The organism is Granulicella sibirica, assembly GCF_004115155.1.
Taxonomy (GTDB): domain Bacteria; phylum Acidobacteriota; class Terriglobia; order Terriglobales; family Acidobacteriaceae; genus Edaphobacter; species Edaphobacter sibiricus.
Genome location: NZ_RDSM01000001.1, coordinates 1,547,300 through 1,572,414 on the forward strand (window position 1 = coordinate 1,547,300; position 25,115 = coordinate 1,572,414).

The window sequence follows — 25,115 nt, forward strand, 5'->3', positions numbered from 1 at the left end:
TGTCGTGCAGAGCCGCAGCCGCCCAACCCCAACTCCACGAAAGAGTTCCGCGAAACACACCGTTCCCGACCGTGTCTACTCCGACGTACGCAGGTTCGGCACAAGTCAGCCGAACACCAAAAGGAGACTGTCATGAACCTCAAGCATCTGGCCCTGGTCACCGCCCTCACCCTTGCCCCCGCAGCCCTCGTCGCCCAAACCCCCACTCCCGGACGCAATGACTACGACGTCAACCAGCGCCGCGCCGACCAGCAGGCACGTATCGGCCAAGGTGTCCGCAGCGGCCAGCTTACCGGACGCGAGACGGCCCACCTTGAATCCCAGGAACACGGCATTCACCAGGAAGAGCGCGGCATGCGTGCGCAGGATGGCGGCCACCTCACTCACCAGGACCGCACGACCCTTCATCACCAGCAGAACCAGGAGTCGCGCCGCATCTATCGCGACAAGCACAATGCCGCGGTTCGCTAACCACACACCCATCCATACCGCCCGCAGGCGCTGACTAAGCCCCGCGGGCAGTTCTGCGTCTGCCGAAAGCTGTTGACGCCCAGCCACCGACCGGTCAGACTCAAGTTTCCTGCGACAAAATTCAGATCGGCCTGACCGGCAAAGGGAGCGTGTGGATGGAACCTGTCAGCGTGGCAATCCACGAAAAGGCTGCCGCCCCCGTCCCCGAGTCCTACCGGCTCAAACAGCAAATTCTCTCGCCGCTCGAAACCCTCGCCCAGTCCGTCTCGACCATCGCCCCAAGCACCTCGCCCACCCTCACCATCCCCCTCGTCTTCGCCCTCGCCGGGACAGGCACATGGCTCGCGTACACCTTCGCCCTCATCGCGATGACTCTGGTAGGCCTCTGCATCGCGGCGTTCGCGCGCGACTCCGCCTCGCCCGGCTCGCTGTACGTTTACACCAAGCAGACGCTGCCTCCCATCTTTGCCACCATCTCCGCGTGGTCGCTCTTCTTCGCCTACGTCACGACAGCCTCGTCCGTCATCGGTGGCTTCATCGCCTACGCCTACGTGGTCCTCGGCCGCTACGGACACCTCTTCTCCCCCGTCCTCCTCGCCGCCATCGCCACCGCCGCCTGCATCTTCATCGCCTATCGCGACATCCAGGTCTCAACCCGTCTCATGCTCTGGATCGAAGGTGCCTCAGTCTGCCTGATCGCCATCGTCGCCGTCATCGTGCTCTCGCAGCACGGCCTGCACCTCGACCCGACCCAGATCCACCTCACCGGCTCCACTCCCGTCGGCCTGCGCCTCGGAGTCATGCTCGCCATCTTCAGCTTCGTCGGCTTCGAGAGCGCCACGACCCTCGGCGCGGAAGCCAAAGCCCCCCTCACGACCATCCCCCAGGCCGTGATCCGCTCCGCCGTCTTCTCCGGCATCTTCTTCATCATCTGCGCCTACACACTCGTGCTCGGCTTCCACGTCGTGTCGATTCCGCTGAACGAGAGCGCCGCCCCCTTCCGCATCCTCGCCGCCCAGGCCCACATCACCCCCGTCGGCCGCGTCATCGACGTCGGCGTCCTCGTCAGCATGTTCGCCGCCACGCTCTCCTGCATCATCGCCGGAGCCCGCGTCCTCATGCTGATGGCGCACCACGGCTTCGTCCACGCAAGCCTCGGCAAGACCCATGCCACCCACGACACGCCCGGCACCGCCGGTCTCCTTACCGGCTTCCTCGCCTTCATCCCCGCCGCCGTTCTCGCCCACCGCGGCGTCTCCGGCAACGACATCTACGGCTACATGGGCTCAACGGCCGTCTTCGGCTTCCTGACCTGCTACGGACTCGTCGCCGTAGCGCTGCCGGTTCACCTCAAGCGCCAGGACAGGCTGAACGGCGGCTGGCTCCTTCTCGCGATCGCCTCCACCGCCGCCATGCTGCTCGCGATGGTCGGCACCATCTACCCGATCCCACCCGCCCCGTACCGCTACCTGCCCTACGTCTACCTCGCCTATCTACTCTGCGGCCTCGGCTGGTACGCCGTCGTCAGCCGCCGCCGTGCTGCTTAGCTAAAACCCGTCGTCCTAAGCCGGCTCCCCGATATCCTCGTTCCAAACGACCGGCTCCCGCTCGATATACTCCGCCATCATGGCGATGCACTCGCTCGAAGCCAGATCAATCACCTCGACGCCCGCCTCGCGCAGCCACTCCACGCCCCCGCCGAAGTTCACCGATTCCCCCACGACCACCGTCCCGAACCCGAACTGTCGCACCAGCCCCGAGCAGTACCAGCACGGCGCCAGCGTGGTCACCATGATCAGATCCCGATACGACCTCTGCCGCCCCGCCCGGCGAAACGCATCCGTCTCTCCGTGAATCGACGGGTCGTCCTCCTGCACTCTGCGGTTATGCCCGGAGCTGACCAGCCTGCCGTGTCGATCGAAGATCGCCGCGCCGATTGGAATGCCTCCTTCGGCAAGCCCTTTACGGGCCTCCTCTATCGCGGCTTCCAGCATCACGGCGTAACTCAGGGCGGGCGTTTTCATCAACATAGGCGTCTAGGATAGCGCACGGCTAGGCGTTTCATCGACTCCCAAAAGGCTCCATCGCGACCACTCCCGGTCATCAAAACGGACCATTTTTTTGTGGACTTACGGTGAATATCCGATACTCTTCTGGTTATCAGCACCAATTCAGACGCAGGCCCGTAGGCAAGCCCAACGCCCGCTCAGACACTTCCTGTCGGCGCAAGTTTTAGCCCAGGGAAGATCTGCATTCACGCAAAGAAACCCCATTCCGTTGGAGGGTATGCCGTCGTGCATTCAAAGTTCAAAGTCCTAGCCGCCTCCTCTCTGCTCGCCCTTGTTCAACTTCTTACGCCAGCCGCAAACGCCCAGCAGACCCTCGGAGCCATCGTCGGAACCGTGACGGATGCCACCGGAAGCGTCCTTCCCGACGCCACTGTCACGGCGGTCGCCGACGGGACCAACCTCACCCGCACCACGCAGTCCAGCTCGTCCGGCAGCTACGCGCTTCAGAACCTGCCCATCGGAAGCTACTCGGTCACCATCAGCGACACCGGTTTTACGTCCGTGAAGTTCCCGGGCATCAATATCCAGGCGGATCGCACGGTGACGCTTCCTGCGACCCTCGCCGTCGGCTCCACCAACGAGAGCGTCACCGTCGAAGCCACGCCGCTCCTGAACGCCGTCGACACGACGAACGGTTACGTGCTCGATAAGGCACAGATCGAAGCCATCCCGCTTCCCACCGGAAGCTTCACCGGCCTCGCCATCCTCTCGCCCGGCGTCAACGCCGAACTCCCGTCCGGCACCGGCGCTCTCTCCGGCCTCGGCAACTCCCCGATCTGGGCAAACGGCCAGCGCGACACCTCGAACAGCTTCTCGCTGAACGGCGTCGATGCCTCAAATCTCTTCAACGGCAAGTCGACCTCGAACGTCGGCTCCGCACGCGTCGTCAACTCGACCGGCGTCTCCTCGAGCACCGGCGCAGCCGGCGTCATCCAGTCTTCTGCCTCGATCTATCTCTCAATCGGCAATGCGATCCCCACCCCCGCTCCTGAGACCATCCAGGAAGTTCACGTCAATGCCTCCATGTACGACGCCCAACAGGGTTCCACCTCCGGCGCTCATATCGACATGAGCACCTCCACCGGAACGAACTCTTATCACGGCCAGGTCTACGGACGCCGCGGCACCAACGCCATGAACGCCGCGCCCTTCTTCTTCAAGAACGATGACGACATCCCGGCCAACCTGAAGAATCCGCAGCTCCACCGCTACGTCGTAGGCGGAACCTTCGGCGGTCCCATCATCAAGGACAAGCTCTTCGGCTTCGTCGCCTACCAGCACCTGCAGGTCTCCGACTCCGAGATTGGCTACTCCTTCCTCGACGTCCCCGTCGGCCTCTCCGACACTACGCGCGACGCCGCCAGCTTCGCCACCCTCGTGAACAACCAGTACGGCACCAGCCTCGGCGCCGGCGACATCGATAAGACAGCCCTCGCGCTCTTCAACTCGCCCGCGCTCTCCGGTCAGCCCGGCAAGTGGCTCATCCCCAACGACACCGCATCCGGCAGCCTCTCTCCGACCCACCCCTTCGACGCCTTCATCCCAGGAACCGGCCGCTTCAAGGCCGACATCGGCGTCGCCAACCTCGACTACAACGCCACCAAGAAGGACACGCTCGCGCTCAAGTACTACTACCAGCACGATCCCACCCTCGCCCCTTACGCCTACTCGAGCGTCCCCGGTTTCACCGAGCATCTCGACTCCGGCGCGCAGGTCTTCTCCATCGTCAACACCTACCTGGTGAAGTCGAACCTCTCCACTACTCAGACCCTCGGCTATATCCGCGAGAAGACCTACGCGACCAACGAGCAGCCCTTCGGCCCCTCAGCTATCCCGGGAGGCAACGTCGGCACGGTCTCGATCAATCAGTTCGGGTCCAACTACTTTCCCGGCGTGTCGATCGTGAATGTCCTGGGCTCCACCGCCAATAACGCCGGAGTCGGAACCGGCATCCTCAACATCGGCCCGAACGCCGAAGGCCAGGGCCCGAACACCGGGGTCTTCCAGAACCGTCTCCAGCCCTCGGCCAACGCCATCTGGACCCTCGGCAAGCACACCGTCACCTTCGGCGGAAGCTACAGCTACACCCAGCTCAACACCATCGACAAGCGCCCCGGTACGGGAACGATTGCCACCGACGATCTCAGCCAGTACGCCCAGGGTCTCGTGACCCCCGGCGGCTCGTCCACTGGCTTCTATGTCAGCTCGTTCCTTCAGGGCAATGCGAGCCGCTACTACCGCGCCAATCAGGTCGGCATGTACGTGCAGGACAAGTTTCAGGTGACCCCAACCCTCTCGCTCACCGCCGGTCTTCGCTACGACTGGGATGGCGGCCTCACCGAGAAGGAAGGCCGCATCTTCAACTTCGACCCCACCCTTTACAAGTACAACGCCGCCGCCGATAACATCGACAACCCCGGCTTCATCATCGCCGGCAACAACACTAATGGCACATCCGGCGTCAGCCCCACCACCCTCACCGGCCGCCAGTACGGTATCGGCCCGCGCCTCGGTGCCGCCTGGTCGCCCACCATGTTCAACAGTAAGGTCGTCGTCCGCTCGGGCTTCGGCATGTACTACGATCGCGGCGAACTCTTCAGCTACTTCTCGCCCGGATACGCCATCGGAACCGTCACCGGCGGGCCCTTCGGCGTCAACCAGCAACTTCCCTTCGTGACGGCGCAATCCTGCGTACCGACCAACTTCTACGAGGGTTTTCTTCCCACGTGCGACGGAACCAATGCTGGCGGCAATCTCGCCAACCCCTACGGCAGTTCGCAGAGCGCGCCTCCGACCAACCCCAAGTCCTCCGACCTCAGCAAGTACCTGCCGAACCTCGCATCGATCAACAATGGCGGCCAGCCCATCTCGCTCGGCGTCTACGACCGCGCCAACAAGCTTCCCTACACCTATAACTACACCCTCGACATCCAGTGGCAGCCGCGCAACGACCTCGCCATCTCGCTCGGCTACGTCGGCAACCTTGGTCGCCATCAGGTGATCCCGGTGCCCTTCAACCAGCCCAACATCGCTACCCCATCGAGCCCCATCAACGGCGAGAAATACACCTACGGCTACACCGTCGAGGGAGCCCAACTCAACGATGGAAGCGACTACAAGTTCGACTACGAAGGCGGCAACGTCGACCATCGCGTCCCCTACCTCGGCTATGCGGCTGAGTCGATCGACTACAAGGCAGGCGGCATCGACGCCTATAACGCCCTGCAGGCGCATATCGAAAAGCGCATGAGCCACGGCGTCTCGGTCGGCATGTCCTACACCTGGTCGCACGCGCTCGATGAGCAGAGCGGTCTCGGCCTCTTCTACAACGGCAACAATCCGCTCAACCTGCGCGACGCCTACGGCTCGGCCGACTTCGACCGCACCCACGTTCTCAACTTCAACTACGTCTTCCGCTTCCCTGACCTCGCCGAGAAGCACTCCATCATGGGCCGCATCGCCAACGGCTGGTCGCTCGTCGGCCTCACCGTTCTCCAAAGTGGTCAGCCCTACTCGGTCATCGACTTCACCGGAGCCGTCGGCAGCATCTACTACTCCACGAACAACGGCATCACCAATCCCATCGTGCCGCTCGCACCCGGTTGCACCCCACAGAACGCCAAGACCGGCCTCTCGGGAGCATTCGGCGATGCGGCCCTCAAGGCCTCCTGCTTCACCGTCCCGCTGCTCGCCCCCGGAGCTCTCAACGGAGCCATCCCCTCGACCGACAACTTCGAGACGAGCTTCACCAGTGGCCAGCGCAATATCTTCCGTCAGTCCTTCCAGAAGCGTGCTGACGCTTCGATCTTAAAGGTAGCGAACATCAACGACCGCTACAGCCTCAAGTACACCTTCGACATCTATAACCTCACCAACACCTCTAGCTTCGACATCCCTGGGAACGAGGTCTCGCAAAACCAGAACTTCAACAACTTCCCCACCTATGGTCAGCCGCTCTACAACGCACCCTTCGGTCTTGGCGTTGTCACCCACACCATCGGCAGCCCACGGCAGATCCAGATGTCGCTTCGGCTTCTGTTCTAACAACGAGGAAGCATTAAGTCGCTGCAAAATGCCCCACGCGCCACAAGCGCATGGGGCATTTCTTTCGCCATCCATGGTGAGTTCAAGTCGTTTTATTTGAAGACTTTAGAGATTTGGACCACGTGTTTTCAAGACTTTACAGCCGTTTTTTCTCGAAGTCCAGAGCTAACCCTTTTCTTTTGAAGACTTTAGGACTTTTCACCCAGGGTGGGGGTACTCAGAAACCGGTCGGCAGTCCGCAGCGAAAGCGCCATGATCGTCAGCGCCGGATTCGCCGCCAGCGAACTCGGAAACACCGAGTTATCGCAGATCCACAGATTCGGAATCTCGAAGCTCCTCCCAAACGAATCGACAACACCGTCTCTCTCGTTCCCGGCCATCCGGCAAGTCCCAATTACGTGCGCCGACCGCTGAAAGGTCCAGACGTCTGTCGCTCCCGCAGCCTTCCACGCCTCCGTCATCACCTTCTCACCATGCGCCGACATCGCCTTCTCAGCCTCGCCATACGAGAACCGCACCAGCACCTTCGGCACTCCAAACCCATCCACCTCATTTGACAGCGTCAGTGCATTCCGCTCATCCGGAAGGCAATCCCCATTCATCCCGATCCCCCCAAGATAGTTGTACTGATCCAGGTAGTCGACCAACGCCTTCCCCCATAGCTTCCGTCCCCGCGCCACCTGGGAAGCAAACGTCACCGGCACAACCCCAAGACTCTGCACGATATATCCGCCGGGATAGTCCGCATCCGGAGCCCGCATCAGGTCCTCCGAGATGAGCGACGCCGGAAAGCCCTTGTTCATCCGCATGGACTCCGCGAACGTCCCCCACACCTGCGTCGCCACATGCGCCATAAAGTTCCGCCCGACCAGCCCGCTCCCGTTCGCCAGCCCCCGGTTGAGCAGCAGACGGGGCGTCTCGACCGCTCCCCCACACAGAAACACCGCCCGACACCTCTGCCGCACATCCTGCCCATCGTGCCGATACACGACTGCCGTCACCAGCCCGGCGGCATCCCGCTCGATATCCAGCACGAACGACTCCGCCCGTATCTCCGCCCCCGCCCCAATCGCCACCGGCAGATACGTGACATCCATGCTCGCCTTGGCCCCGTTCCGGCACCCCTGATGGCAGTATCCCCGGTTCACACAGGCATGCCGCAACGGATACCCCGGCTGGCTATAGTCCCGTGACACCACCGCCACCGGAGCCTCGGCGGTCCTCAGCCCAAGCGCCCGGAACCCCTTCTCCATTGCCTGCGCCGGAGCGTTCAGGGCCACCGGCGGAAGCGGATAACGCCGCGCCGGATCCCACGGATAGTCTTCCGGCCCCGACACCCCGAGGAAACCCTCCACCTGTACGTAGTACGGCAGCAACTCCTCCGCCGTCAGCGGCCAGTCCGCCCCCACCCCGAACTCCGTGCGGATCCGCAGGTCCCGCGCGTCGGCCCGAGGCACAAACGCTCCCCAGTGCAGCGTCGATCCCCCCACCCCCGTCCCGCTGTTGTTCCCCCCAAACGCCGTAGGGGTACCCCCCCCACTGATCCTCTCCCCCTGCCAATAGATCCCGCCCTGCGCCTTCTCGTCCGTCGCAAAATCAGCCGGATCCCACCACTTCCCCGCCTCGATGGCCACCACTTTCAACCCAGCCAACGCAAGCCTCGCCAGCAGCGGAGCCCCACCCGCCCCTGTCCCGATCACCACCGCATCGACGATATCGTTCGTGCTGTATTGCTTCATGCCAGCTTGATCCTGTGCCGTCATCGAGCTTTACCCTCAGGCTCCCACGCTTCCACTTCCCCCATCCCGATCAGCACGAAGCCCTTCTGGGTCGCCGCATCCGCTCCATCCCCGATCCCGCTGTACCCAATTCGCGCAAACGTGCCCGGATGCGCCATGTACATCTCCGCCGCATACGAGAGGAGTTCCTCCGCCCACCGCCCCATGTCCAACAAATCGCCCTGTAGCGTTCCGTTGACGGCGTCCACCAAAAGCTCGTCCTGCGCCTCCGCCCCGAGAACCGCGAACCCCTTCCCAGACCTTAGCAGCGCCGTCTCATCGAGAACCGCAAGCCCGATTCGGATCGCCATTCCGTCCTCGGGAAGTACCTCGTACCGCCAGCCGTTGCCTCCTCCGCTCGCGAGCATCGTGTCCACACGCGCCGCGAGGTCGATCGGCTCTGGCCCATCCTGCGGAACCATGCGTGCAAGCACGGCTCGCAGGGTCGGCAGCCCCTGCGCATCGATTACCAGAGGCACATATTCAGGGTTGTCCAGCTTCGCCCGCTCCAGCAACACCTTCCGCGTCGCCGGCGAAACCCGGTCCGACTCGATCAGCCGCAGATACTCCTGATCCACCATCCGTCACTCTCCTCGCATCCTCCCTTGTTGTATCTTCCGGCGGACCCGGTGCACACTGAAATCGTCGCCGCATTTCGCTCGCCGAACATTCGACTGCCGAAACACACGCACCATCGCTCCCGAGAAAGATACCCTCCGCACATGAACACAACAATGCAGCCGATCCCGATCAAGGTCCAGCGCCTCACCCCGACCGCCCAGATGCCCACCTACGCCCACACGGGCCCCTGGGGCGATCTCGCCGCCGACCTCTATGCGTCTGCCCCGCACACACTCGCCGCAGGCAAGACAGCCGCCGTCCCTACCGGCCTCGCATTCGAATTCCCCGCGAGCCACGGAGCCTTGATCGAGGACCGCTCCAGCCTGGCCGTCCGAGGCCTCACCACCCTCGCGGGCGTGATCGATCCTGGCTATCGCGGCGAACTCAAGGTCGTCATGACGAACCTCAGCCCTAACCCGGTCCACATCGCCCCCGGCGACCGCATCGCGCAGCTTCGCATCGTCCAGCGCCTCGAAGCTGCCTTCGAAGAGGTCTCAAGCCTCGTTGAAACCGAGCGCAACGAGGGAGGCTTCGGGAGCACCGGCGTCTAGCGCCGCGCACACCCAAAGCGGTGCACCAAACCTCGTGCAACAGAGGAATTTCGGGCCTCGCCCCGTCTTTACCACACTCATTCGTCGCCCCGTAACATGCGACAATCGAACCAGCGAGCCATGCCCAAACAGCAAGTTCAGCCTCACCCGTATCTCCCCGCCGCCCCCGAGGGCCAGACCCCGAGCCCCTGTACCATCACCCCCGCTCTGCTCAAGACGCACAGCATCACCCAGGCCGAGTACGAGAGCCTCCACGCCAAGCTTGGGCGCACGCCGTCCTTGACCGAGTTGGGCATCTTCTCCGTCATGTGGTCGGAGCACTGCAGCTACAAGAGCTCGCGCGTTCACCTCAAGCGGCTTCCGACCAAGGGCGACCGCCTCACCGGACCCGGGTCGGTAGTACAAGGTCCAGGCGAGAATGCCGGCATCATCGACGTCGGCGATGGCTGGGCCTGCGCGTTCAAGATCGAGTCCCACAACCACCCAAGCTACATCGAGCCCTACCAGGGCGCGGCGACCGGCGTCGGCGGCATCCTTCGGGATATCTTCACCATGAACGCCCGCCCCATGGCTGTCATGGATTCCCTCCGCTTCGGCCCCCTGTCCCCTCCCGAAACTCCGGAAGAGGGCGACCCCACCGACTACCACCGCAACCGCCACACCATGCAGGGCGTCGTCCACGGCGTGGCCGGCTACGGCAACTGCTTCGGCGTCCCGAACCTCGGCGGCGAAACCCGCTTCGAGTCCTGCTACTCCGGCAACCCGCTCCTGAACGCCTTCGCCCTCGGCCTCGTGCGCAAGGACGAGATCTTCTACGCCAAGGCCACCGGCGTCGGCAATCCGGTCATCTACGTCGGAGCCAAGACGGGCCGCGACGGCATTCACGGCGCGACGATGGCATCGGAAGAGTTCACCGAAGGCTCCGAGCAGAAGCGTCCGAACGTTCAGATGGGCGATCCGTTCCTCGAGAAGCTTCTCCTCGAGGCTTGTCTCGAAGCCATGGCGACCGGGGCCGTACTTGGAATACAAGACATGGGAGCCGCCGGCCTCACCTGCTCCACCTGCGAGATGGGCGCGCGCGGCGAACTCGGCGTCTCCATCGAGCTCGACCTCGTTCCCCAGCGCGAGACCGGTATGACCTCCTACGAGATCATGCTGTCCGAATCGCAGGAGCGCATGCTCCTCGTCGCGGATGCCGGACGTGAGCAGGAAGTCCTCGACGTCTTCACCAAGTGGGGCCTCGACGCGAGCATCGTCGGCACGGTTACGGCCGATGACGTCATGCGAGTCTTCCACCACGGCGAACTGATCGCCGAGATTCCCAACAAGGCTCTCACCGACGAAGCGCCCGTCTACCACCGTCCCGTAGGCACATGGACCGCGCCCGTGCCCAAGGATCCTCCGGCGTGGGTTCTCGAAGAGCTGAAGAAGCCCCGCGACTACACCGCCGACCTCAAGCGCCTGCTCGCCAGCGCCAACATCTGCGACAAGCGCTGGATCTACGAGCAGTACGACTCGATGGTCCAGACCAACACCGTCCAGGGCCCCGGCGGCGAGGCCGGCGTCATCCGCATTAAGGGCACAGGCAAGTCCGAGGCCGCTCCGCACGCGGAGGCTCCGCGCCACGAAGGCTTCCTCGGCCATCTCGTCGACCTCGTCTCCTCCTCGACCCCCGAAGGCGAAGCGACCCTCTCGACCGGCAACGTAGATGCCGCCAACCCTGATCTCGATATCGACACAAAGATGGTCGCGAAGCCCGAACGTGGCCTGGCGATGGCCCTCGCGGGCAATGGCCGCTGGACGTACCTCGACCCCAAGCTCGGAGCCATGCACGCCGTCGCGGAAGCCGCACGGAAGGTCGCCTGCACGGGAGCAACGCCAGTCGCCGCTACCAACTGCCTCAACTTCGGCAACCCCGAAAAACCCGAGATCATGGCCCAGCTCTCCGAAGCCATTGACGGTATTGCCGAAGCATGCAAGGCCCTTGGCACCCCGGTGACCGGAGGTAACGTCAGCCTCTACAATGAGACGCGGGGCGAGGGGATCTATCCAACGCCGGTGATCGGTATCGTTGGCATTCTCGACGACGTTTCCACGGCCGTGCCGAACAGCTTCCGTCAGGCAGGCGATCTCATCGTCTTCCTCTCAGCGATCACAGGAGACGGCCGTCGTGCCTTGCAGGACATGGGTGCCACTGCTTACGCCCAGAGCCGTTCGTTCCCGTTGTGGGGTGAACCGCCTGTCCTTTCTCTCAACGAGGAAGCGGCCCTGCACAAGGCCCTCACCGCGCTCGCTTCGAACCGCCTGCTCGCCTCCGCGGCCGATCTCTCGGACGGAGGAGCGGCTACGGCGATCGCACGCGCCTGCATGCCACAGGAACTCGGCGCAGCAATCTCGATGAAGCTTACAGACGCCTCCCCATTCGCCATCCAGGAGCGCCTCTTCAGCGAGGTCGGATCCTCCGTCATCGCAAGCTGCCGCAAAGCCGACTTCCCCGAGATTCAGGCCCTCCTCGCGCAGCACCCAAAGGTGTGGGCATTCCCGATTGGCGAGGTAAGCGCTGGCGCGATCGAGGTCCGCATCAACGAAGAGCCGGTAATCTCGGCATCACTCGCCGAGTTGCAAGGTGCCTACTCCCAAACCATCGAATCCAATCTAGCCGCCGAGGTAGCCACCGCATGACGAAAGCCCTCGAACGAGCCCGTATGCCCTTGATCAGCAATTCTGCAATCGAAGACGAAGAAACCCCCTTCGACAAGCTCCGCGAAGAGTGCGGCGTCATGGCCGTCTACAACCACCCTGACGCCGCCCGCCTCACCTACTGGGGCCTCTACTCCCTCCAGCATCGCGGCCAGGAGTCCGCCGGCATCGCCGTCTCGAACGGAGCCGAAGAGAACGCCATCACCGACCTCAAGGGCATGGGCCTCGTCTCCGAGATCTTCACCGACCCCGTCCTCCAGCGCCTCCCCGGCCACATCGCCATCGGCCACACCCGCTACTCCACCACCGGCGACTCCGCCCTGCTCAACGCCCAGCCCATCTCGGTCGAATCGACCAAGGGTCTCATCGCCATCGCGCACAACGGCAACCTGACGAACCTCGGCAACTCCCGCGCCCGCCTTGAGAAAGACGGCGCCGTCTTCCAGACCACATCCGACTCCGAGATCATCGTCCAGCTCATCGCCCACTCCAAGGGCCACACCCTCATCGACTGCATCGCCGACTCCCTCGCCCAGGTCGACGGGGCCTTCTCGATCGTCATGATGACGCGCAACCGCATCTTCGCCGCGCGCGACCCTCACGGCTTCCGCCCGCTCTCGATGGGCCGCATCACAGGCAAGGAAGGCGGCCCGGACACGTTCGTCTTCGCCAGCGAGACCTGCGCCTTCGACCTCCTGCACGCTAAGTACGAGCGCGACGTGGAACCGGGTGAGCTCGTCATGGTGTCGGAAGACGGCGTCAGCAGCCACTTCTTCTCGACAGGAACACCGCGCCAATCCTGCGTCTTCGAGCACGTCTACTTCGCCCGTCCCGATTCGCGCATCTACGGCCGGTGGGTCCAGCAGAGCCGCGAAGAGATGGGCCGTCAGCTCGCCCGTGAATCCGGCGTCCCGGCGGACCTCATCGTTCCCGTGCCCGACTCCGGTGTCACCGCCGCCATCGGCTACGCCGCCGAGTCCGGCATCCCGTTCAACTTCGGCCTCATCCGCAACCACTACGTCGGCCGCACCTTCATCGAGCCCACCCAGCGCGTGCGCGATTTCGGCGTCCGCATGAAGCTCAACCCGAACCGCTCGCTGCTCGAAGGCAAGCGCGTCATCCTCATCGACGACTCCATCATCCGCGGAACCACATCCAGAAAAATCGTCCGCATGGTGAGAGCAGCCGGAGCTACGGAGGTCCATCTCCGCATCTCCTGTCCGCCAACGGTCGCCCCCTGCTTCTACGGCGTCGACACCCCCTCGACCGAGCACCTTATAGCTGCACAGAAGAACCTCGAACAAATACGCGAGTACATCGAAGCCGACTCTCTCGCCTACCTGTCGCTGGTCGGTTTAACTCACTCCTGCACCAAGGGCGAACCCGCCACCGGCATGGCCCCCGCCTCCTACTGCACGGCGTGTTACACCGGCGTCTATCCGACCCAGGTGATTGATGTAAGCGAGATTCTCCCTGCCACAACATTGGCCTGACGAATGCCACGTGCCTCAACCGACGACGCGTTCCACTTGAATCGCTTCCTCGAAGCTCAGTCGGGGTTTTATGCCCAGGCCCGCGCCGAACTCGCCGCTGGCCAGAAGCATTCCCACTGGATGTGGTTCATCTTCCCGCAGATTCAAGGCCTCGGATCGAGTTCGGTAGCACAACGCTACGCCGTCACCGACCTCACCGAGGCGAAAGCCTACCTCGCTCATCCCACCCTCGGTCCACGCCTCCGCGAGTGCACCGGCCTCGTGAACGCCATCGAGAACCGCACACTCGCTGAGGTCTTCGGCTACCCCGACGACCTCAAGTTCCACTCCTGCATCACCCTCTTCGCCCACGCCGCATCCCTGCCCGAAGACCAGGTCTTCCAGGAAGCCCTCGCGAACTACTTCCAGAACAAGCCCGACCAGGCGACCATCGCCCGACTCCACCGCTGAGCCGTATCATGGCATCAAGCGTCCAGCCCTCAGGAGTATCTCGAACGTGAACCTCCGCCGCATCCTCAGGTCTCTCTCAGCCCTGATCCTCCTTCTCGCCCTCGTCCTGCCCGGCAACGCCCAGACGCCGCTCAAGACAATCGCCTTCATGACCGACTTCGACGTCAAGGACGACGCCGTCGGCATCTGCAAGGCGGTCATGCAGGGCATCGCCCCGGGCGTGAACATCCTCGACGTCACCCACCAGGTGACCCCCTACAGCATCGCCGAAGCAGCACGCTTCCTCGCCGGCACCGCACCCTATCTTCCCAAGGACGCCGTCTTCGTCGCAGTCATCGACCCAACAGTTGGGAGCAAGCGTCGAGCCATCATCGCCAAGTCAAAGCTCGGCCAATACTTCGTGCTCCCGGATAACGGTCTCCTCACCCTCGTCCAGGATCGCGACGGCATCGAATCCGCCCGGCAGATCCTCAACCCCGCCTGGATGATCGGGGCCAAGACCTCGAGCACCTTCCACGGGCGCGACATCTTCTCCCCCGCCGCCGCCCACCTCGCCAAAGGCGACGACTGGACCCAGGCCGGTCCCGCGATCGACGTCTCCACACTCGTCCGCCTCGACCTGAAGTCCGCCACGGTAAACGCCGCGGGCCTCCTCGGCCAAGTGATCGGGACCGATGGCCCCTTCGGCAACCTCGTGCTCAACATCCCCGCCGAGACCTTCGCCGAACTCGGCTACCGCATCGGCGACGTCATCCCCATCTCGCTCGCCGGGAAACCTTACGCCATCCCATTCGTCAAGACCTTCAGCGACGTACCCGTCGGCAAGCCACTTGTCTATATCGACTCCCGTGGCCGCCTGTCGCTCGGCATCAACCAACGCAACTTCTCCACCACCTACCAGGTCGACGCCCCCGCTGAAATCGCCATTCCCCGCAAGCCCCAGTAACCGCATCTCAACGCAAGAGTCCGACATAGGAGAATTCATGTTGCAGTCCAAAGGCTACGCCGCCGAGACGAAGTCCGCCCCACTCACCCCCTTCAACTTCGAACGCCGCGACCTCGGGCCCGCCGACGTCGTCGTCGAGATCCTCTACAGCGGCATCTGCCACTCCGACATCCACCAGGTTCGCGACGAGTGGGGCGGCTCTATGTACCCGATGGTCCCCGGCCACGAGATCGTCGGCCGCGTCACAGCCGTAGGATCTGATGTGAAGCGTTTCAAGGAAGGCGACCTCGCCGGAGTAGGTGTCATGGTCGATTCCTGTCGCGTCTGCGGCAACTGCATCGCCCACGAAGAGGCGTACTGCGAAAAGGGTTTTGTCGGCACCTACAACGCCAAGGACTACAAAGGCGAGATCACCTACGGCGGCTACTCCAACAACATCGTCGTCGACCAGCGCTACGTCCACAGCATTTCGACCAAGCTCGAGCCGAAGCTCGCCGCAGTCGCCCCGCTGCTCTGCGCTGGCATCACGACCTACAGCCCGCTCCGCCACTGGAAGGTTGGGCCAGGAAAGAAGGTCGCGATCATTGGCCTCGGCGGCCTCGGCCACATGGGCCTCAAGTTCGCCCACTCCTTCGGTGCGCAGGTCACGCTCTTCACCACCTCGGCCGGCAAGGAAGCTGACGGCAAGCGCCTCGGAGCCGACGAAGTCGTCATCTCGAAGGATCCCGACGCTATGGCGAAGCAGAAGAGCAAATTTGACTTCGTTCTCGACTGCGTCTCCGCCCCACACGACCTCAACGAGATGCTCGGCCTGCTCCGCCTCGACGGAACCCTCTGCCTTGTCGGCCTTCCGGAAGTTCCGCTCCCGGTTAGCGCCTTCTCGACCGTCGTGAACCGCCGCAGCCTCGCCGGCTCGATGATTGGCGGCATGCCCCAAACTCAGGAGATGCTCGACTACTGCGCCGAGCACGACGTCGTCTCGGACATAGAACTCATCGGCGTCGACAAGCTCGACGAGGCCTACAACCGCGTCGTTAAAGCTGACGTGAAGTACCGCTTTGTCATCGATATGTCGACCATGAAATAGCTCCGCACGGAAGAGGTTCTCTTCTCGGGGACCTCTTCAGCTTTTTTTTCTTATCGGCAATCGATTTTCGTTGTGCTCCTGTCCGCGCGGGTGAAGAATGAAGCCGGATTTCAAGGAGGCGCAAATGAGCGATCAGGAAAAGACCGGAAACTCGGAGCTTGCTCCGGACGGATCGGTTTCAGACGCGGAGCTAGACCATGTTACGGGTGGCATTTCGGCCTTTCGCCCTTCCACAGCGGTCGAGACTGTAGCCCCCACGTCCTCAAGTGTTCTGCTCTTCGACGAGGCGGATAGCCTCTTCGGAAAGCGAACCACGGTTACTGACAGCCACGACAGGTACGCCAATCCATAGGCTGGATAGCGCACCAATTCCGCTGGCCCGGAGTCACGGCGGCGAAGTCGTACGCCCGTACAGCGGGGATAAAGTCCCTACTGCTCCGAAGCCCGCCACCCGATGTCCCGCCGGTACGTCATCCCTTCAAACGATACCTCGCCCAGCGACGAGTATGCCTTACCCAGCGCCTCCTTCAGCTTCGGAGCGTACGCGGTCATCCCAAGTACCCGCCCCCCCGCCGTCACCAGCTTCCCATCCCTGAGCGCCGTCCCCGAATGGAATAGCTCGACACTCTTCTCCCAATCGCAGAACCCCGTCGCCCCGGTAATCGCCTGCCCCTTCGGATAAGCCCCCGGATATCCAAGACTCGCCGCGATCACGCACACGCTCGCGCCACCCCGCATCTTCACCTTGATAGCCTGCCCCGCACCTAGCACGGACCACTCCAGCAGATCCAGCAGATCCGTCTCCAGCCGCATCATCAAAGCCTGCGTCTCCGGATCACCGAACCGCGTATTGAACTCGAGCACCTTCGGCCCGGCGGCCGTCATCATGATGCCGCAGAACAGTACCCCCTTGAACGGCGTTCCCTCCCGCATCATCCCGTCAACAGTCTTCTGCGCCACGTTCTCGAGCAGCCACTTACTCATTTCTTTAGAGACTAGCGAGTCGGTCGAATAAGCCCCCATACCTCCGGTATTCGGGCCCGTATCCCCTTCACCGATGCGTTTGTGATCCTGCGCCATCCCGAGGGTCACAGCCTTCCGCCCATCGCACAGTGCAAAGAATGAAACCTCGGGCCCGGCCAGAAACTCCTCCACCACAACCGACCCAGCCGAGACACCCGCCACCTTCCCAAGGAGCATAGCCTCCGCAGCCTCTTGAGCCTCTTCAACAGTCGAGCAGATCACCACGCCTTTCCCCGCCGCCAGCCCGTCCGCCTTCACCACCACCGGCGCGCCTATCTTCCCCAGCGCCGCCCTCACCTCCGCTGAAGTCTCGCACACCGCATACCCAGCCGTCGGAATCCCGTTCTTCTCCATGAACCCCTTCGCGAACGCTTTGCTCGTCTCGAGCATCGCCGCCGCTTTCCGAGGCCCGAACACCCGTAAACCGCGGCTCTCCAGCGCATCCACGACGCCCACTGACAGCGGCACCTCCGGCCCAACCACCGTCAACCCAGGCCGCTCCGACTCCACCAGCGCGACCATCGCATCGACGTTCGCCACATCGACAGGGACGCACCGCGCCACAAATCCGATCCCACCATTCCCCGGTGCGCAAACCACCTCCGTCACCCGAGCCGACCGCCGCAGCGCCCAACATAGCGCATGCTCGCGGCCACCACCACCAATCACCAGAACCTTCATAAAAAAAGCCTAGCACCCGCAGAGACCAGCGACGAGGAAGGGGTGCCGCATCTCTTCACCGACAGCCTCTTCGTCAGCTAAGGTGGGTAACCTCAGCTTCAACCTAAGGATTCTTTGAAGCCGCCTTCTCCGCCTCTGCCACCATCTTCCGAAACTCGTCCACCGCTGGCACTCCATGCGGCCGCAGCCCATCCCTCCCCGTATACCGCCATGCGGCGGGATGTTCCAGCGGACCCTCCACCTTCCCCTCGTAGACCACGAACGAGTCATCCGTAGCCCCAACCTCGGTCTGCGGATGCACGCCCGTCGGCGATGCGCTCGGCTGCCCCGAATCGGACGCGTCCAGTGGCCTACCACGCTGCCCACCCACCGCCAGCCCGCCACTGGTCGGGTCGATCATCCCGGGCCGGTTGTTCTGCCTGGGATCGGCAATCGTCTGGTCGACCAGCTTCCCTGTTCCCCTCCGCACCACGATGATCAGGTCCGCATCCTGCGTGCTGATTACAGGCTCGAAACGTCCCCACTTCAGCAGCGCCGTCTCCACATCTTTCTGCGCCACCTGGTTTGCCCGAGGATCGTCGTACGCAATTCCTGCATCTGGATCAATCAGGACAGCCACCGTATGCGCCTTCAGCACGTATGCCGGCAGAACAATCTTTTTGCTCTTGGCCAATCCCGGCAGTGCCAGCAGGCCCAACGCAACCATCGCCAAACGTTTTCGCATCCGCGCCTCCCGATCGATCACGCAAATCCTACTCCGATTTCAACGGAAGAGAGCCCACCGAGTCACCGGTGAGCCCCAGACGCGTGTTGCTCCCTCAAAAAGCTACTGGTTCGGCTGAACCACAAGATCGTCTGCCAGTTTGAATCGCATTAGCGACTCCGCCGGAATATCAATATCGCGGTTTCCGGTCATTCCCGCAAGTGCCGTACCCGCGCCGCCGCCAGCCAGTCCGCCGACCACGAGGCCAACACCGCCCGTTGCCACGCCGCCGATCAGCATCCCGAGCCCCGATCCGCCACCGATAAACGCAGCAGACCGCTTGCCCTTGCCCTTCTTCGTCCGGACCACGTCGTGTGTATCCAGCGCGTACTCCTGCCCGCCCATCGTCATTGAGGTCAGCCGCAGTTCAAGGATCGAGGCACCCTTGAAGTGTCCCCGCCGATGAGAGGCATCCACCACACCGCTCACATGAGTTCCGCGCGGGATCAGGACCTGTCCAGTGTCAGTTCCTGACACTGCCTCGTCGACTTCGCCCGTGAACCGCTCGCCCACATGGCTGGTCTTCACGTTGATGTGCTGGTTGATTCGGATGACGAGCGAAGTTCCCGCAGGGATATGAACATTCACCGGCGAGACGACCGGCTGGCTGGCTGGTGCTGGGGCAGTCCCGTTCGGTGCGGCCACCGCATCTGCCGATGCCATAGCAGGAGCAGCCTGCCCGACCGGTTGCACCGTCGGAGGAGGAACTGCGGCCGCGACCGTGCCACTCTTCGTCGAAGTCGTTGTGGTGGTCACCTGCTGGGTCGCCTGGCCCGGAACCGGGGGCTGCACCACCGAGGTCGTCGTGTTGCCGTCCTTATCGGTCGTCACCACCTGCTGAGCCTGGCCAGTCGCTGCTGCCTGCTGCTTGGCCTGATCGATCGCCTGGTCCTGTTTCGACTTGCATCCGGCAAGAAGCACAAGGGCAAAGGTAGTAGCCGTCATGGACCGGAACATCACTGTTTTTGCAATCGCTGGGAAAGTCATCGTGCGTCATTCCTCTTGTTCTTTGTCTTGGATTTTGCTGAGGAGCCTTCGGAGGGAGTCGGCACCCGGCCGTCCATCCGGAATGGACAGACGGCCGGTAGTCGATACGTCACACCTACACTTCGGGGCCCTACGGAGACCGCTAACCGATCATCCGTACAGGCTGTGAGATGCAGGACAAGCGCGCCCAGCCGTCCAGCTTGTCGATGTGCCCTGAAAATTCAGGATTCCGCACGACCGGCGTCCTGCGATATGGCGCGGGCGTTAAGATAGGTATTATGCCTTTCGCCGCAACGCGTCCGCAGCTCGCTCACCTCACCGCCGTCATGGACGACCTCAAGGCGCGCGGCACCTACTTCAAACTCCGCGTTCTCGACGACGAGCAGGGCCCCGTCTGCCACTACGACGGCCGCGAGGTCATCAACCTCGCCTCCAACAACTACCTCGGCCTCTGCAACCACCCGAAACTCCGCGAAGCCGCCATCGCCGCGACCCGGAAGTACGGCGTAGGCTCCGGGGCCGTCCGCACCATCGCCGGAACCATGCGCATCCACATGGAGCTCGAAGAGAAGATCGCCGCCTTCAAAGGCGTCGAGGCCTGCGTCGTCTTCCAGTCCGGCTTCTCCGCCAACGCCGGTACCGTCTCGAGCATCCTCGGCAAGGAGGACTTCATCCTCTCCGATGAGCTCAACCACGCCAGCATCATCGACGGGGCCCGCCTCTCCAAGGCAAAGATCAAGGTCTTCCGCCACAAGGACGTTGCCCACGCCGAAGAGCTCCTGAAAGAGGTCCAGAACGAGCCCGGACGCAAGCTCGTCATCACAGACGGCGTCTTCTCCATGGACGGCGACATCGGCCCCGTCGGCGAGCTCGCCGACCTCTGCGAGCGCTACGGCGCCATCATGATGGTCGACGACGCCCACGCCTCCGGAGTCCTCGGACGCAACGGACGCGGATCCGTCGACCACTTCCACGCGACCTCCAAGGTGGACGTCCAGGTCGGAACCCTCTCGAAGGCTATCGGCGCGCTAGGCGGATACGTCTGCGGCTCCCGCGACCTCATCGACTTCCTCTACCACCGCGCCCGCCCATTCCTCTTCTCGACCAGCCATCCCCCATCCGTCGCCGCCACCTGCATCGCCGCATTCGACCTGCTCGAGTCCGAGCCTGAACGCATCGCCCGCCTTTGGGACAACACCTGGTACTTCAAGAAGCAGCTCACCGATGCCGGCTTCGATGTAGGCGGCAAGACAACGCCTGCCTCCGAGACCCCCATCACCCCCATCATCCTCGGAGACGGCCGCCGCACCATGGACTTTAGCCGCGCCCTCTTCGATCAGGGCGTGATGGCCACCGGCATCGCCTTCCCCACCGTCTCCGAAGGCAAGGCCCGCATCCGCACCATCATGACAAGCGAGCACACCCGGCCCCAAATCGACCGCGCCCTCGATATCATCGTCTCCACGGCAAAGACAAGCGGCATCCTCTGATCGCCCCTTATCTTCCCCCAAATTCCGACAAAACCACCTCAAATGACCCACCAACGCATCAATTTCCCCAAAATTGCGTCTTATCCTATTGATGCCGTCCTTTGCCCCCCCTCTTCGTCTCAAGATTTCCCCCTCGACGGCGCTCCTCCTCGCTGCTCTTTGTGCTGCCCCCAGCCTCTCGTACGCCCAACAAACCGACCCGGCCACCGCGCCCGTTCTGATCGCATCCTCTGAAAAGCCCCTGGACAATCCCCTCCCCGACGCCCCCTCCGTCACCCTGCAAGACCAGCAGGAGCCACAGTCTTCCTCCTCCAATCCAAGTTCTTCGAACCCAAAACAGACCGAGCAGGGCCCGCCCCCCGGCGAGCCCGTCCAGACCGGCCGCATCCTCTTCATCATGCCGAACTTCCGCTCCGTCTCCGCCGACGAGAAACTCCCGCCCCAGACCGCCAAGCAGAAGTTCCTCATCGCCGGGAAGGACACCTTCGACTACTCCTCCTTCTTCATCGCCGGCATTCAGGCCGGCTTCGCCATGAATGGCGCTTCCTACCCCGAGTTCCACCAGGGAGCCAAGGGCTACGCCCGCTACTACTGGCACACCCTGGCCGACACCGTCGACGAAAACTTCATGGTCGGCGGCGCCGGCCCAGCCATCTTCCACTCGGATAATCGCTTCTACACCCTCGGCCACGGTGGATTCCTGAAGCGGGCAGGATACGCCGTCTCCCGCGTCGCCATCACTCGAACCGACGCCGGCGACCCCACCTTCAACTTCTCCGAGATCATCGGCGCCGGCGCTGCCTCGGGACTCTCCTCCACCTACTACCCCACCCGCTACCGCACCTGGACCAAAGTCGGCCAGAAGTGGCTCACCAGCATGATCATCGACGGAGCCAACTTCACCCTCAAGGAGTTCTGGCCCGACATCAACCAGAAGCTCTTCCACACTCACTAGCCCACTCGCCCTAAAATAGCCGAGATGAGTGTAGCCACCTACGTTCCCGCCCTGAGCTACGCCACCCCCGACGGCGAAAGCCGCATCCTGCTCGACCGCCCCTCCACCACCATCGGTCGCTCCCCCACCCAGGATCTCGTCCTCCCCGAATCCTTCGTCTCCCGTCAGCACGCCCTCATCTCCCGCGAGGGCCACACCTACGAACTCATCGACCAGAACAGCACCCACGGCACCTACCTCAACGGTGCCCGCATCCAGCGCGCCGCCCTCAACCCCGGCGACACCATCCAGTGCGGCTCCCCCAACGCGCCCAAGCTCCGCTTCCACCTTCAGCGCACCGGCGAGTCCGGCATCTCTTTCCTCCCTACCCCCGTCAGCGACCTCCTCTCCACCCTCAGCAACTTCCAGCCACCCGATGACGCCACCCCCGCCGGCCCCCTCGAACAGCTCAACTTCCTCCTCAGCGCCGCCCGCCAGCTCAACGCCGGCGGTGCCATCGACGACATCCTCCGAGCGCTCCTCCAGCTCACCCTCAAACTCACCGGAGTCGAGCGCGGCTTCGTCTTCCTCCGCAAGGACGGCGAAATGCACCTCGCCCTCGGCCTCCACGCCAACGGAGACCCCGTCGAAGAGGACGCCACCGTCTCCCGCCGCGCCATAGCCCGCGCCATCGAGAGCGAGTCCAACTTCCTCATCAGCGACACCATGACCGACCACAGCGCCTCCGCCTGGGCCAGCGTCATGGTGAACAAGATCCGCTCCATCTACTGCCTTCCCCTCCGCAAGCGCACCGCCCCCGGCGAGCCCGACCACCTCCTCGGCCTCCTCTACCTCGACAGCCAGCTCAAGCCCGGAAACCTCAGCGAGGTCGACCACCAGCTCCTCGACGCCGTCGCCACCGAGGCCGCCGCCCTCCTCCACAACGTCCTCCTCGCCGACGCCGAAAACTTCGCCCGCAAGGCCCGCGAAGAGCTCGCCATCGCCGCCCAGATCCACACCAGCCTCATGTCGATCAAGCTCCCCGTCCTCCCCTACGCCGTCCTCAAGGGCCGCAGCAAGCCCTGCCACGACATCGGCGGAGATTTCTACGACGCCGTCGCCTTGACCTCGGCCTCCGGCGAACACGACTGCGTCTGCGTCACCATGGCCGACGTCTCCGGCAAGGGAGTCTCCGCGGCCATCGTCGCAGCCACCCTCCAGGGCATCATCCACGCCCTCATGCTCACCCGCCAGAGCCTCCCCGAGATCGCCGCCCTCCTCAATCAGTTCCTCTGCACCCGTCAGGTCGGCAAGTACGCCACAATGGTGATGCTCAAGCTCTACCCCGACGGACGCCTCGAGTACCTCAACTGCGGCCACATCCAACCCGTCCTGGTCCATGGCGAAGGCCCCACCCGCCAACTCCGCCGCCTCGAAGACTCGAACCTCGTCGTCGGCCTGATCGACACCGCCACCTACGACTCCACCTTTTCCACGTCCGCCCCAACGAGCGCATCCTCTTAAGCACGGACGGCGTAACCGAAGCCGAAAACCCCGAAGGCATCCCTTTCGGCGACGCCGGCTTCGACCTCATAGCCCACGACCCCCTCGAAACCATCTTTACCCACATCACCCACTACCAACACCCTAACGAACCCCAGGACGACTGCACCCTGCTGGAGATTCGCTACGAGACGGCAAGCGCTTAGACCGGAACCGAGGAACTCCATGGACGCAATGAGCCATTTCTCCTGCGAAGCCGGATGTCAGGTGAATAGAGCTTAGGATTTCCGTCGAGCACGATAGAGAGTCAGCGCCTGACTTAAGAGCGGCGCCGGCAGACGTAGGATGGCTTTTTCCAAACCACCATGGTGCAACCTCGCCGCGGCCTCTCTTGCTTGAGCGAAGTGACCTCTAAGCAGAAAACCCCTGGCAAGCTGTTTGTTCAACCCCTCCACGATCGCATGCATCTCCTCCCCGTGCTCACGAACAAAGACTTCGTCGGTGGCCCACGTGCGGCTGATGATTAGGAGCCGCGCGGTTGCGACTTGAATGGAATCCGCGTCGGTCAACCTTGGTCCTCCGTGAGCCCGTTGGAGTGCCGTGTCGACGTCGAGATAGGCGCATGGACCCAGCCGTGTCAGGCGCGCGAAGCATTCGCATTCTTCCCATGTAGGCAAACCTATTCCAAAGCGAAACGCCTCACCGGCCAGGCTGCGGCGTGCAAGCACGGTATTTACATTGATGTAATTGGTGTGGAGCTGGTTCCGATACATGCTCCCGATGTGCACGGGGACGTCTGCAACTCCTGGAAGGAGGGGTATGAGCGCCGAACACGGCTGCCCCGCGCCGAGAATCTCATCCCATCCCCTCGAATCCTCATGCCACTGCTTCCCCCAGGCATGCTCAATCGAGCCATCGGGAAATAATTGGCCGAAGTTCGAAAAGGAGAACACCAGGTCCCTGCGTGTCTCCATGAGTGTCCTCTGCTTATCCAGACGACTCGGTAACCACTCATCATCGGAATCGGCGAAGCCTACCAGATCGTGGGTCGCTGCCTCAACTCCAACGTTGCGAGCAGCTCCTGCCCCTCCGTTGGGGACCCGAAGGTAACGCACTTCACGCTCAAATTCGGATGGCACGCGCGAGGTGTCATCGGTCGAACCATCGTCCACGACAATGATCTCGTCCTTCGGGGTCGTCGCCTCGATGACCGTTTGAATTGCGCGGCGTAATAACGCAGCTCTGTTATACGTCGGAATGACGACACTAATGCTTTCCATGGCTCGTTGCCTCACCCACTCACCGCGATACTTTGCCTTGGCCTCGTCACTCATCGCATACGTTCAATGCACACTATCTCACGCCGGAAGAGCTTTGTTCCGGCTCGTCAATCGCCGGACTTTGCACTCGAGATCAGTAGAAAGTTCCGAAAACAGATAACCGTTGTGTAGTCTTCGCTTGATTCCCTTCCTTGCAATCTTCGGAAACTGGTATACGATCACTCGCAGTCTGAATCCGACAGAG

Annotated in this window: 19 protein-coding genes and 1 pseudogene; 13 read left to right on the forward strand and 7 right to left on the reverse strand. The window is 62.9% G+C overall.

Going from position 1 to position 25,115, the window contains the following annotated elements:
• Window positions 1-132 precede the first annotated feature (132 nt).
• Together GRAN_RS06515 and GRAN_RS06520 are read left to right on the forward strand one after the other, a co-directional pair.
• Window positions 133-471 (forward strand): hypothetical protein, encoded by a 339-nt coding sequence (locus GRAN_RS06515; RefSeq protein WP_128912132.1) that lies wholly within the window; start codon window positions 133-135, stop codon window positions 469-471.
• A 155-nt stretch (window positions 472-626) separates the two neighbouring features.
• Window positions 627-2,018, forward strand: a complete 1,392-nt coding sequence (locus tag GRAN_RS06520) for an APC family permease (protein WP_128912133.1) — start codon at window positions 627-629, stop codon at window positions 2,016-2,018.
• Between the two features lie 15 nt (window positions 2,019-2,033).
• Here GRAN_RS06520 and GRAN_RS06525 read toward each other — a convergent pair whose 3' ends face one another.
• The gene (locus tag GRAN_RS06525; protein ID WP_128912134.1) at window positions 2,034-2,495 is read right to left on the reverse strand and encodes a nucleoside deaminase; all 462 of its coding nucleotides are present in this window, start codon (window positions 2,493-2,495) and stop codon (window positions 2,034-2,036) included.
• Between the two features lie 270 nt (window positions 2,496-2,765).
• Between GRAN_RS06525 and GRAN_RS06530 the strand changes: the two genes are divergently transcribed.
• A complete protein-coding gene (locus GRAN_RS06530) occupies window positions 2,766-6,584 on the forward strand; it encodes a carboxypeptidase-like regulatory domain-containing protein (protein WP_128912135.1) in 3,819 nt (1,272 codons plus the stop codon).
• 188 nt (window positions 6,585-6,772) lie between these two features.
• Here GRAN_RS06530 and GRAN_RS06535 read toward each other — a convergent pair whose 3' ends face one another.
• A complete protein-coding gene (locus tag GRAN_RS06535; RefSeq protein WP_128912136.1) occupies window positions 6,773-8,323 on the reverse strand; it encodes a GMC family oxidoreductase in 1,551 nt (516 codons plus the stop codon).
• 20 nt (window positions 8,324-8,343) lie between these two features.
• Window positions 8,344-8,943: a gluconate 2-dehydrogenase subunit 3 family protein gene (locus GRAN_RS06540; RefSeq protein ID WP_128912137.1), complete on the reverse strand. Its 600-nt coding sequence runs from the start codon at window positions 8,941-8,943 to the stop codon at window positions 8,344-8,346.
• A gap of 141 nt (window positions 8,944-9,084) precedes the next feature.
• Here GRAN_RS06540 and dut point away from each other — a divergent pair, with 141 nt between their 5' ends.
• From dut to GRAN_RS06575, 7 genes are all read left to right on the forward strand, one after another.
• Entirely contained in the window at window positions 9,085-9,534 is a 450-nt protein-coding gene (dut, locus tag GRAN_RS06545) for a dUTP diphosphatase (RefSeq protein WP_128912138.1), read from the forward strand.
• 120 nt (window positions 9,535-9,654) lie between these two features.
• On the forward strand, window positions 9,655-12,216 hold the full coding sequence (gene purL, locus GRAN_RS06550; protein WP_128912139.1) for a phosphoribosylformylglycinamidine synthase subunit PurL: 2,562 nt from the start codon (window positions 9,655-9,657) through the stop codon (window positions 12,214-12,216).
• Window positions 12,217-12,239: 23 nt separating this feature from the next.
• A complete protein-coding gene (purF, locus tag GRAN_RS06555) occupies window positions 12,240-13,727 on the forward strand; it encodes an amidophosphoribosyltransferase (protein ID WP_421800801.1) in 1,488 nt (495 codons plus the stop codon).
• Between the two features lie 3 nt (window positions 13,728-13,730).
• Window positions 13,731-14,177: a DUF1810 domain-containing protein gene (locus GRAN_RS06560; RefSeq protein ID WP_128912141.1), complete on the forward strand. Its 447-nt coding sequence runs from the start codon at window positions 13,731-13,733 to the stop codon at window positions 14,175-14,177.
• 46 nt (window positions 14,178-14,223) lie between these two features.
• Complete coding sequence (locus GRAN_RS06565; protein ID WP_241654370.1) at window positions 14,224-15,123, forward strand: SAM hydrolase/SAM-dependent halogenase family protein; 900 nt, start codon at window positions 14,224-14,226, stop codon at window positions 15,121-15,123.
• 37 nt (window positions 15,124-15,160) lie between these two features.
• Entirely contained in the window at window positions 15,161-16,210 is a 1,050-nt protein-coding gene (locus GRAN_RS06570; RefSeq protein WP_128912142.1) for an NAD(P)-dependent alcohol dehydrogenase, read from the forward strand.
• Window positions 16,211-16,334: 124 nt separating this feature from the next.
• Entirely contained in the window at window positions 16,335-16,562 is a 228-nt protein-coding gene (locus GRAN_RS06575; RefSeq protein WP_128912143.1) for a hypothetical protein, read from the forward strand.
• A 77-nt stretch (window positions 16,563-16,639) separates the two neighbouring features.
• Here the strand turns inward: GRAN_RS06575 and purD are convergent, their stop codons facing one another.
• The 3 genes from purD to GRAN_RS06590 form a co-directional block, all read right to left on the reverse strand.
• A complete protein-coding gene (gene purD, locus GRAN_RS06580) occupies window positions 16,640-17,914 on the reverse strand; it encodes a phosphoribosylamine--glycine ligase (protein WP_128912144.1) in 1,275 nt (424 codons plus the stop codon).
• 103 nt (window positions 17,915-18,017) lie between these two features.
• The gene (locus GRAN_RS06585) at window positions 18,018-18,638 is read right to left on the reverse strand and encodes a hypothetical protein (protein ID WP_241654371.1); all 621 of its coding nucleotides are present in this window, start codon (window positions 18,636-18,638) and stop codon (window positions 18,018-18,020) included.
• 102 nt (window positions 18,639-18,740) lie between these two features.
• Complete coding sequence (locus GRAN_RS06590; protein WP_241654372.1) at window positions 18,741-19,664, reverse strand: hypothetical protein; 924 nt, start codon at window positions 19,662-19,664, stop codon at window positions 18,741-18,743.
• A gap of 278 nt (window positions 19,665-19,942) precedes the next feature.
• Between GRAN_RS06590 and GRAN_RS06595 the strand changes: the two genes are divergently transcribed.
• The 3 genes and pseudogenes from GRAN_RS06595 to GRAN_RS06605 all read left to right on the forward strand — a co-directional run bounded on the left by GRAN_RS06595 (window position 19,943) and on the right by GRAN_RS06605 (window position 23,797).
• Complete coding sequence (locus GRAN_RS06595; RefSeq protein ID WP_128912145.1) at window positions 19,943-21,154, forward strand: glycine C-acetyltransferase; 1,212 nt, start codon at window positions 19,943-19,945, stop codon at window positions 21,152-21,154.
• A gap of 91 nt (window positions 21,155-21,245) precedes the next feature.
• The gene (locus tag GRAN_RS06600; RefSeq protein ID WP_241654373.1) at window positions 21,246-22,109 is read left to right on the forward strand and encodes a hypothetical protein; all 864 of its coding nucleotides are present in this window, start codon (window positions 21,246-21,248) and stop codon (window positions 22,107-22,109) included.
• 24 nt (window positions 22,110-22,133) lie between these two features.
• Window positions 22,134-23,797 (forward strand): annotated as a pseudogene (locus GRAN_RS06605) (SpoIIE family protein phosphatase).
• Window positions 23,798-23,869: 72 nt separating this feature from the next.
• On the opposite strand, the gene GRAN_RS06610 reads toward GRAN_RS06605, so the two are convergent.
• Window positions 23,870-24,925 carry a glycosyltransferase family 2 protein gene (locus GRAN_RS06610; protein WP_128912146.1) on the reverse strand — a complete coding sequence of 352 codons (1,056 nt, stop codon included), beginning with the start codon at window positions 24,923-24,925 and terminating at the stop codon, window positions 23,870-23,872.
• Between the last annotated feature and the right edge of the window lie 190 nt (window positions 24,926-25,115).

What these genes read in the sequence shown, in the direction of transcription:
- GRAN_RS06515 (WP_128912132.1), top strand. Translation starts at nt 133, where the DNA reads ATGAACCTCAAGCATCTGGCCCTGGTCACCGCCCTCACCCTTGCCCCC.
- GRAN_RS06520 (WP_128912133.1), top strand. Translation starts at nt 627, where the DNA reads ATGGAACCTGTCAGCGTGGCAATCCACGAAAAGGCTGCCGCCCCCGTC.
- GRAN_RS06525 (WP_128912134.1), bottom strand. Translation starts at nt 2,495, where the DNA reads ATGAAAACGCCCGCCCTGAGTTACGCCGTGATGCTGGAAGCCGCGATA.
- GRAN_RS06535 (WP_128912136.1), bottom strand. Translation starts at nt 8,323, where the DNA reads ATGAAGCAATACAGCACGAACGATATCGTCGATGCGGTGGTGATCGGG.
- GRAN_RS06540 (WP_128912137.1), bottom strand. Translation starts at nt 8,943, where the DNA reads ATGGTGGATCAGGAGTATCTGCGGCTGATCGAGTCGGACCGGGTTTCG.
- dut (WP_128912138.1), top strand. Translation starts at nt 9,085, where the DNA reads ATGAACACAACAATGCAGCCGATCCCGATCAAGGTCCAGCGCCTCACC.
- purL (WP_128912139.1), top strand. Translation starts at nt 9,655, where the DNA reads ATGCCCAAACAGCAAGTTCAGCCTCACCCGTATCTCCCCGCCGCCCCC.
- purF (WP_421800801.1), top strand. Translation starts at nt 12,240, where the DNA reads ATGCCCTTGATCAGCAATTCTGCAATCGAAGACGAAGAAACCCCCTTC.
- GRAN_RS06560 (WP_128912141.1), top strand. Translation starts at nt 13,731, where the DNA reads ATGCCACGTGCCTCAACCGACGACGCGTTCCACTTGAATCGCTTCCTC.
- GRAN_RS06570 (WP_128912142.1), top strand. Translation starts at nt 15,161, where the DNA reads ATGTTGCAGTCCAAAGGCTACGCCGCCGAGACGAAGTCCGCCCCACTC.
- GRAN_RS06575 (WP_128912143.1), top strand. Translation starts at nt 16,335, where the DNA reads ATGAGCGATCAGGAAAAGACCGGAAACTCGGAGCTTGCTCCGGACGGA.
- purD (WP_128912144.1), bottom strand. Translation starts at nt 17,914, where the DNA reads ATGAAGGTTCTGGTGATTGGTGGTGGTGGCCGCGAGCATGCGCTATGT.
- GRAN_RS06585 (WP_241654371.1), bottom strand. Translation starts at nt 18,638, where the DNA reads ATGCGAAAACGTTTGGCGATGGTTGCGTTGGGCCTGCTGGCACTGCCG.
- GRAN_RS06590 (WP_241654372.1), bottom strand. Translation starts at nt 19,664, where the DNA reads ATGACTTTCCCAGCGATTGCAAAAACAGTGATGTTCCGGTCCATGACG.
- GRAN_RS06595 (WP_128912145.1), top strand. Translation starts at nt 19,943, where the DNA reads ATGCCTTTCGCCGCAACGCGTCCGCAGCTCGCTCACCTCACCGCCGTC.
- GRAN_RS06600 (WP_241654373.1), top strand. Translation starts at nt 21,246, where the DNA reads ATGCCGTCCTTTGCCCCCCCTCTTCGTCTCAAGATTTCCCCCTCGACG.
- GRAN_RS06610 (WP_128912146.1), bottom strand. Translation starts at nt 24,925, where the DNA reads ATGAGTGACGAGGCCAAGGCAAAGTATCGCGGTGAGTGGGTGAGGCAA.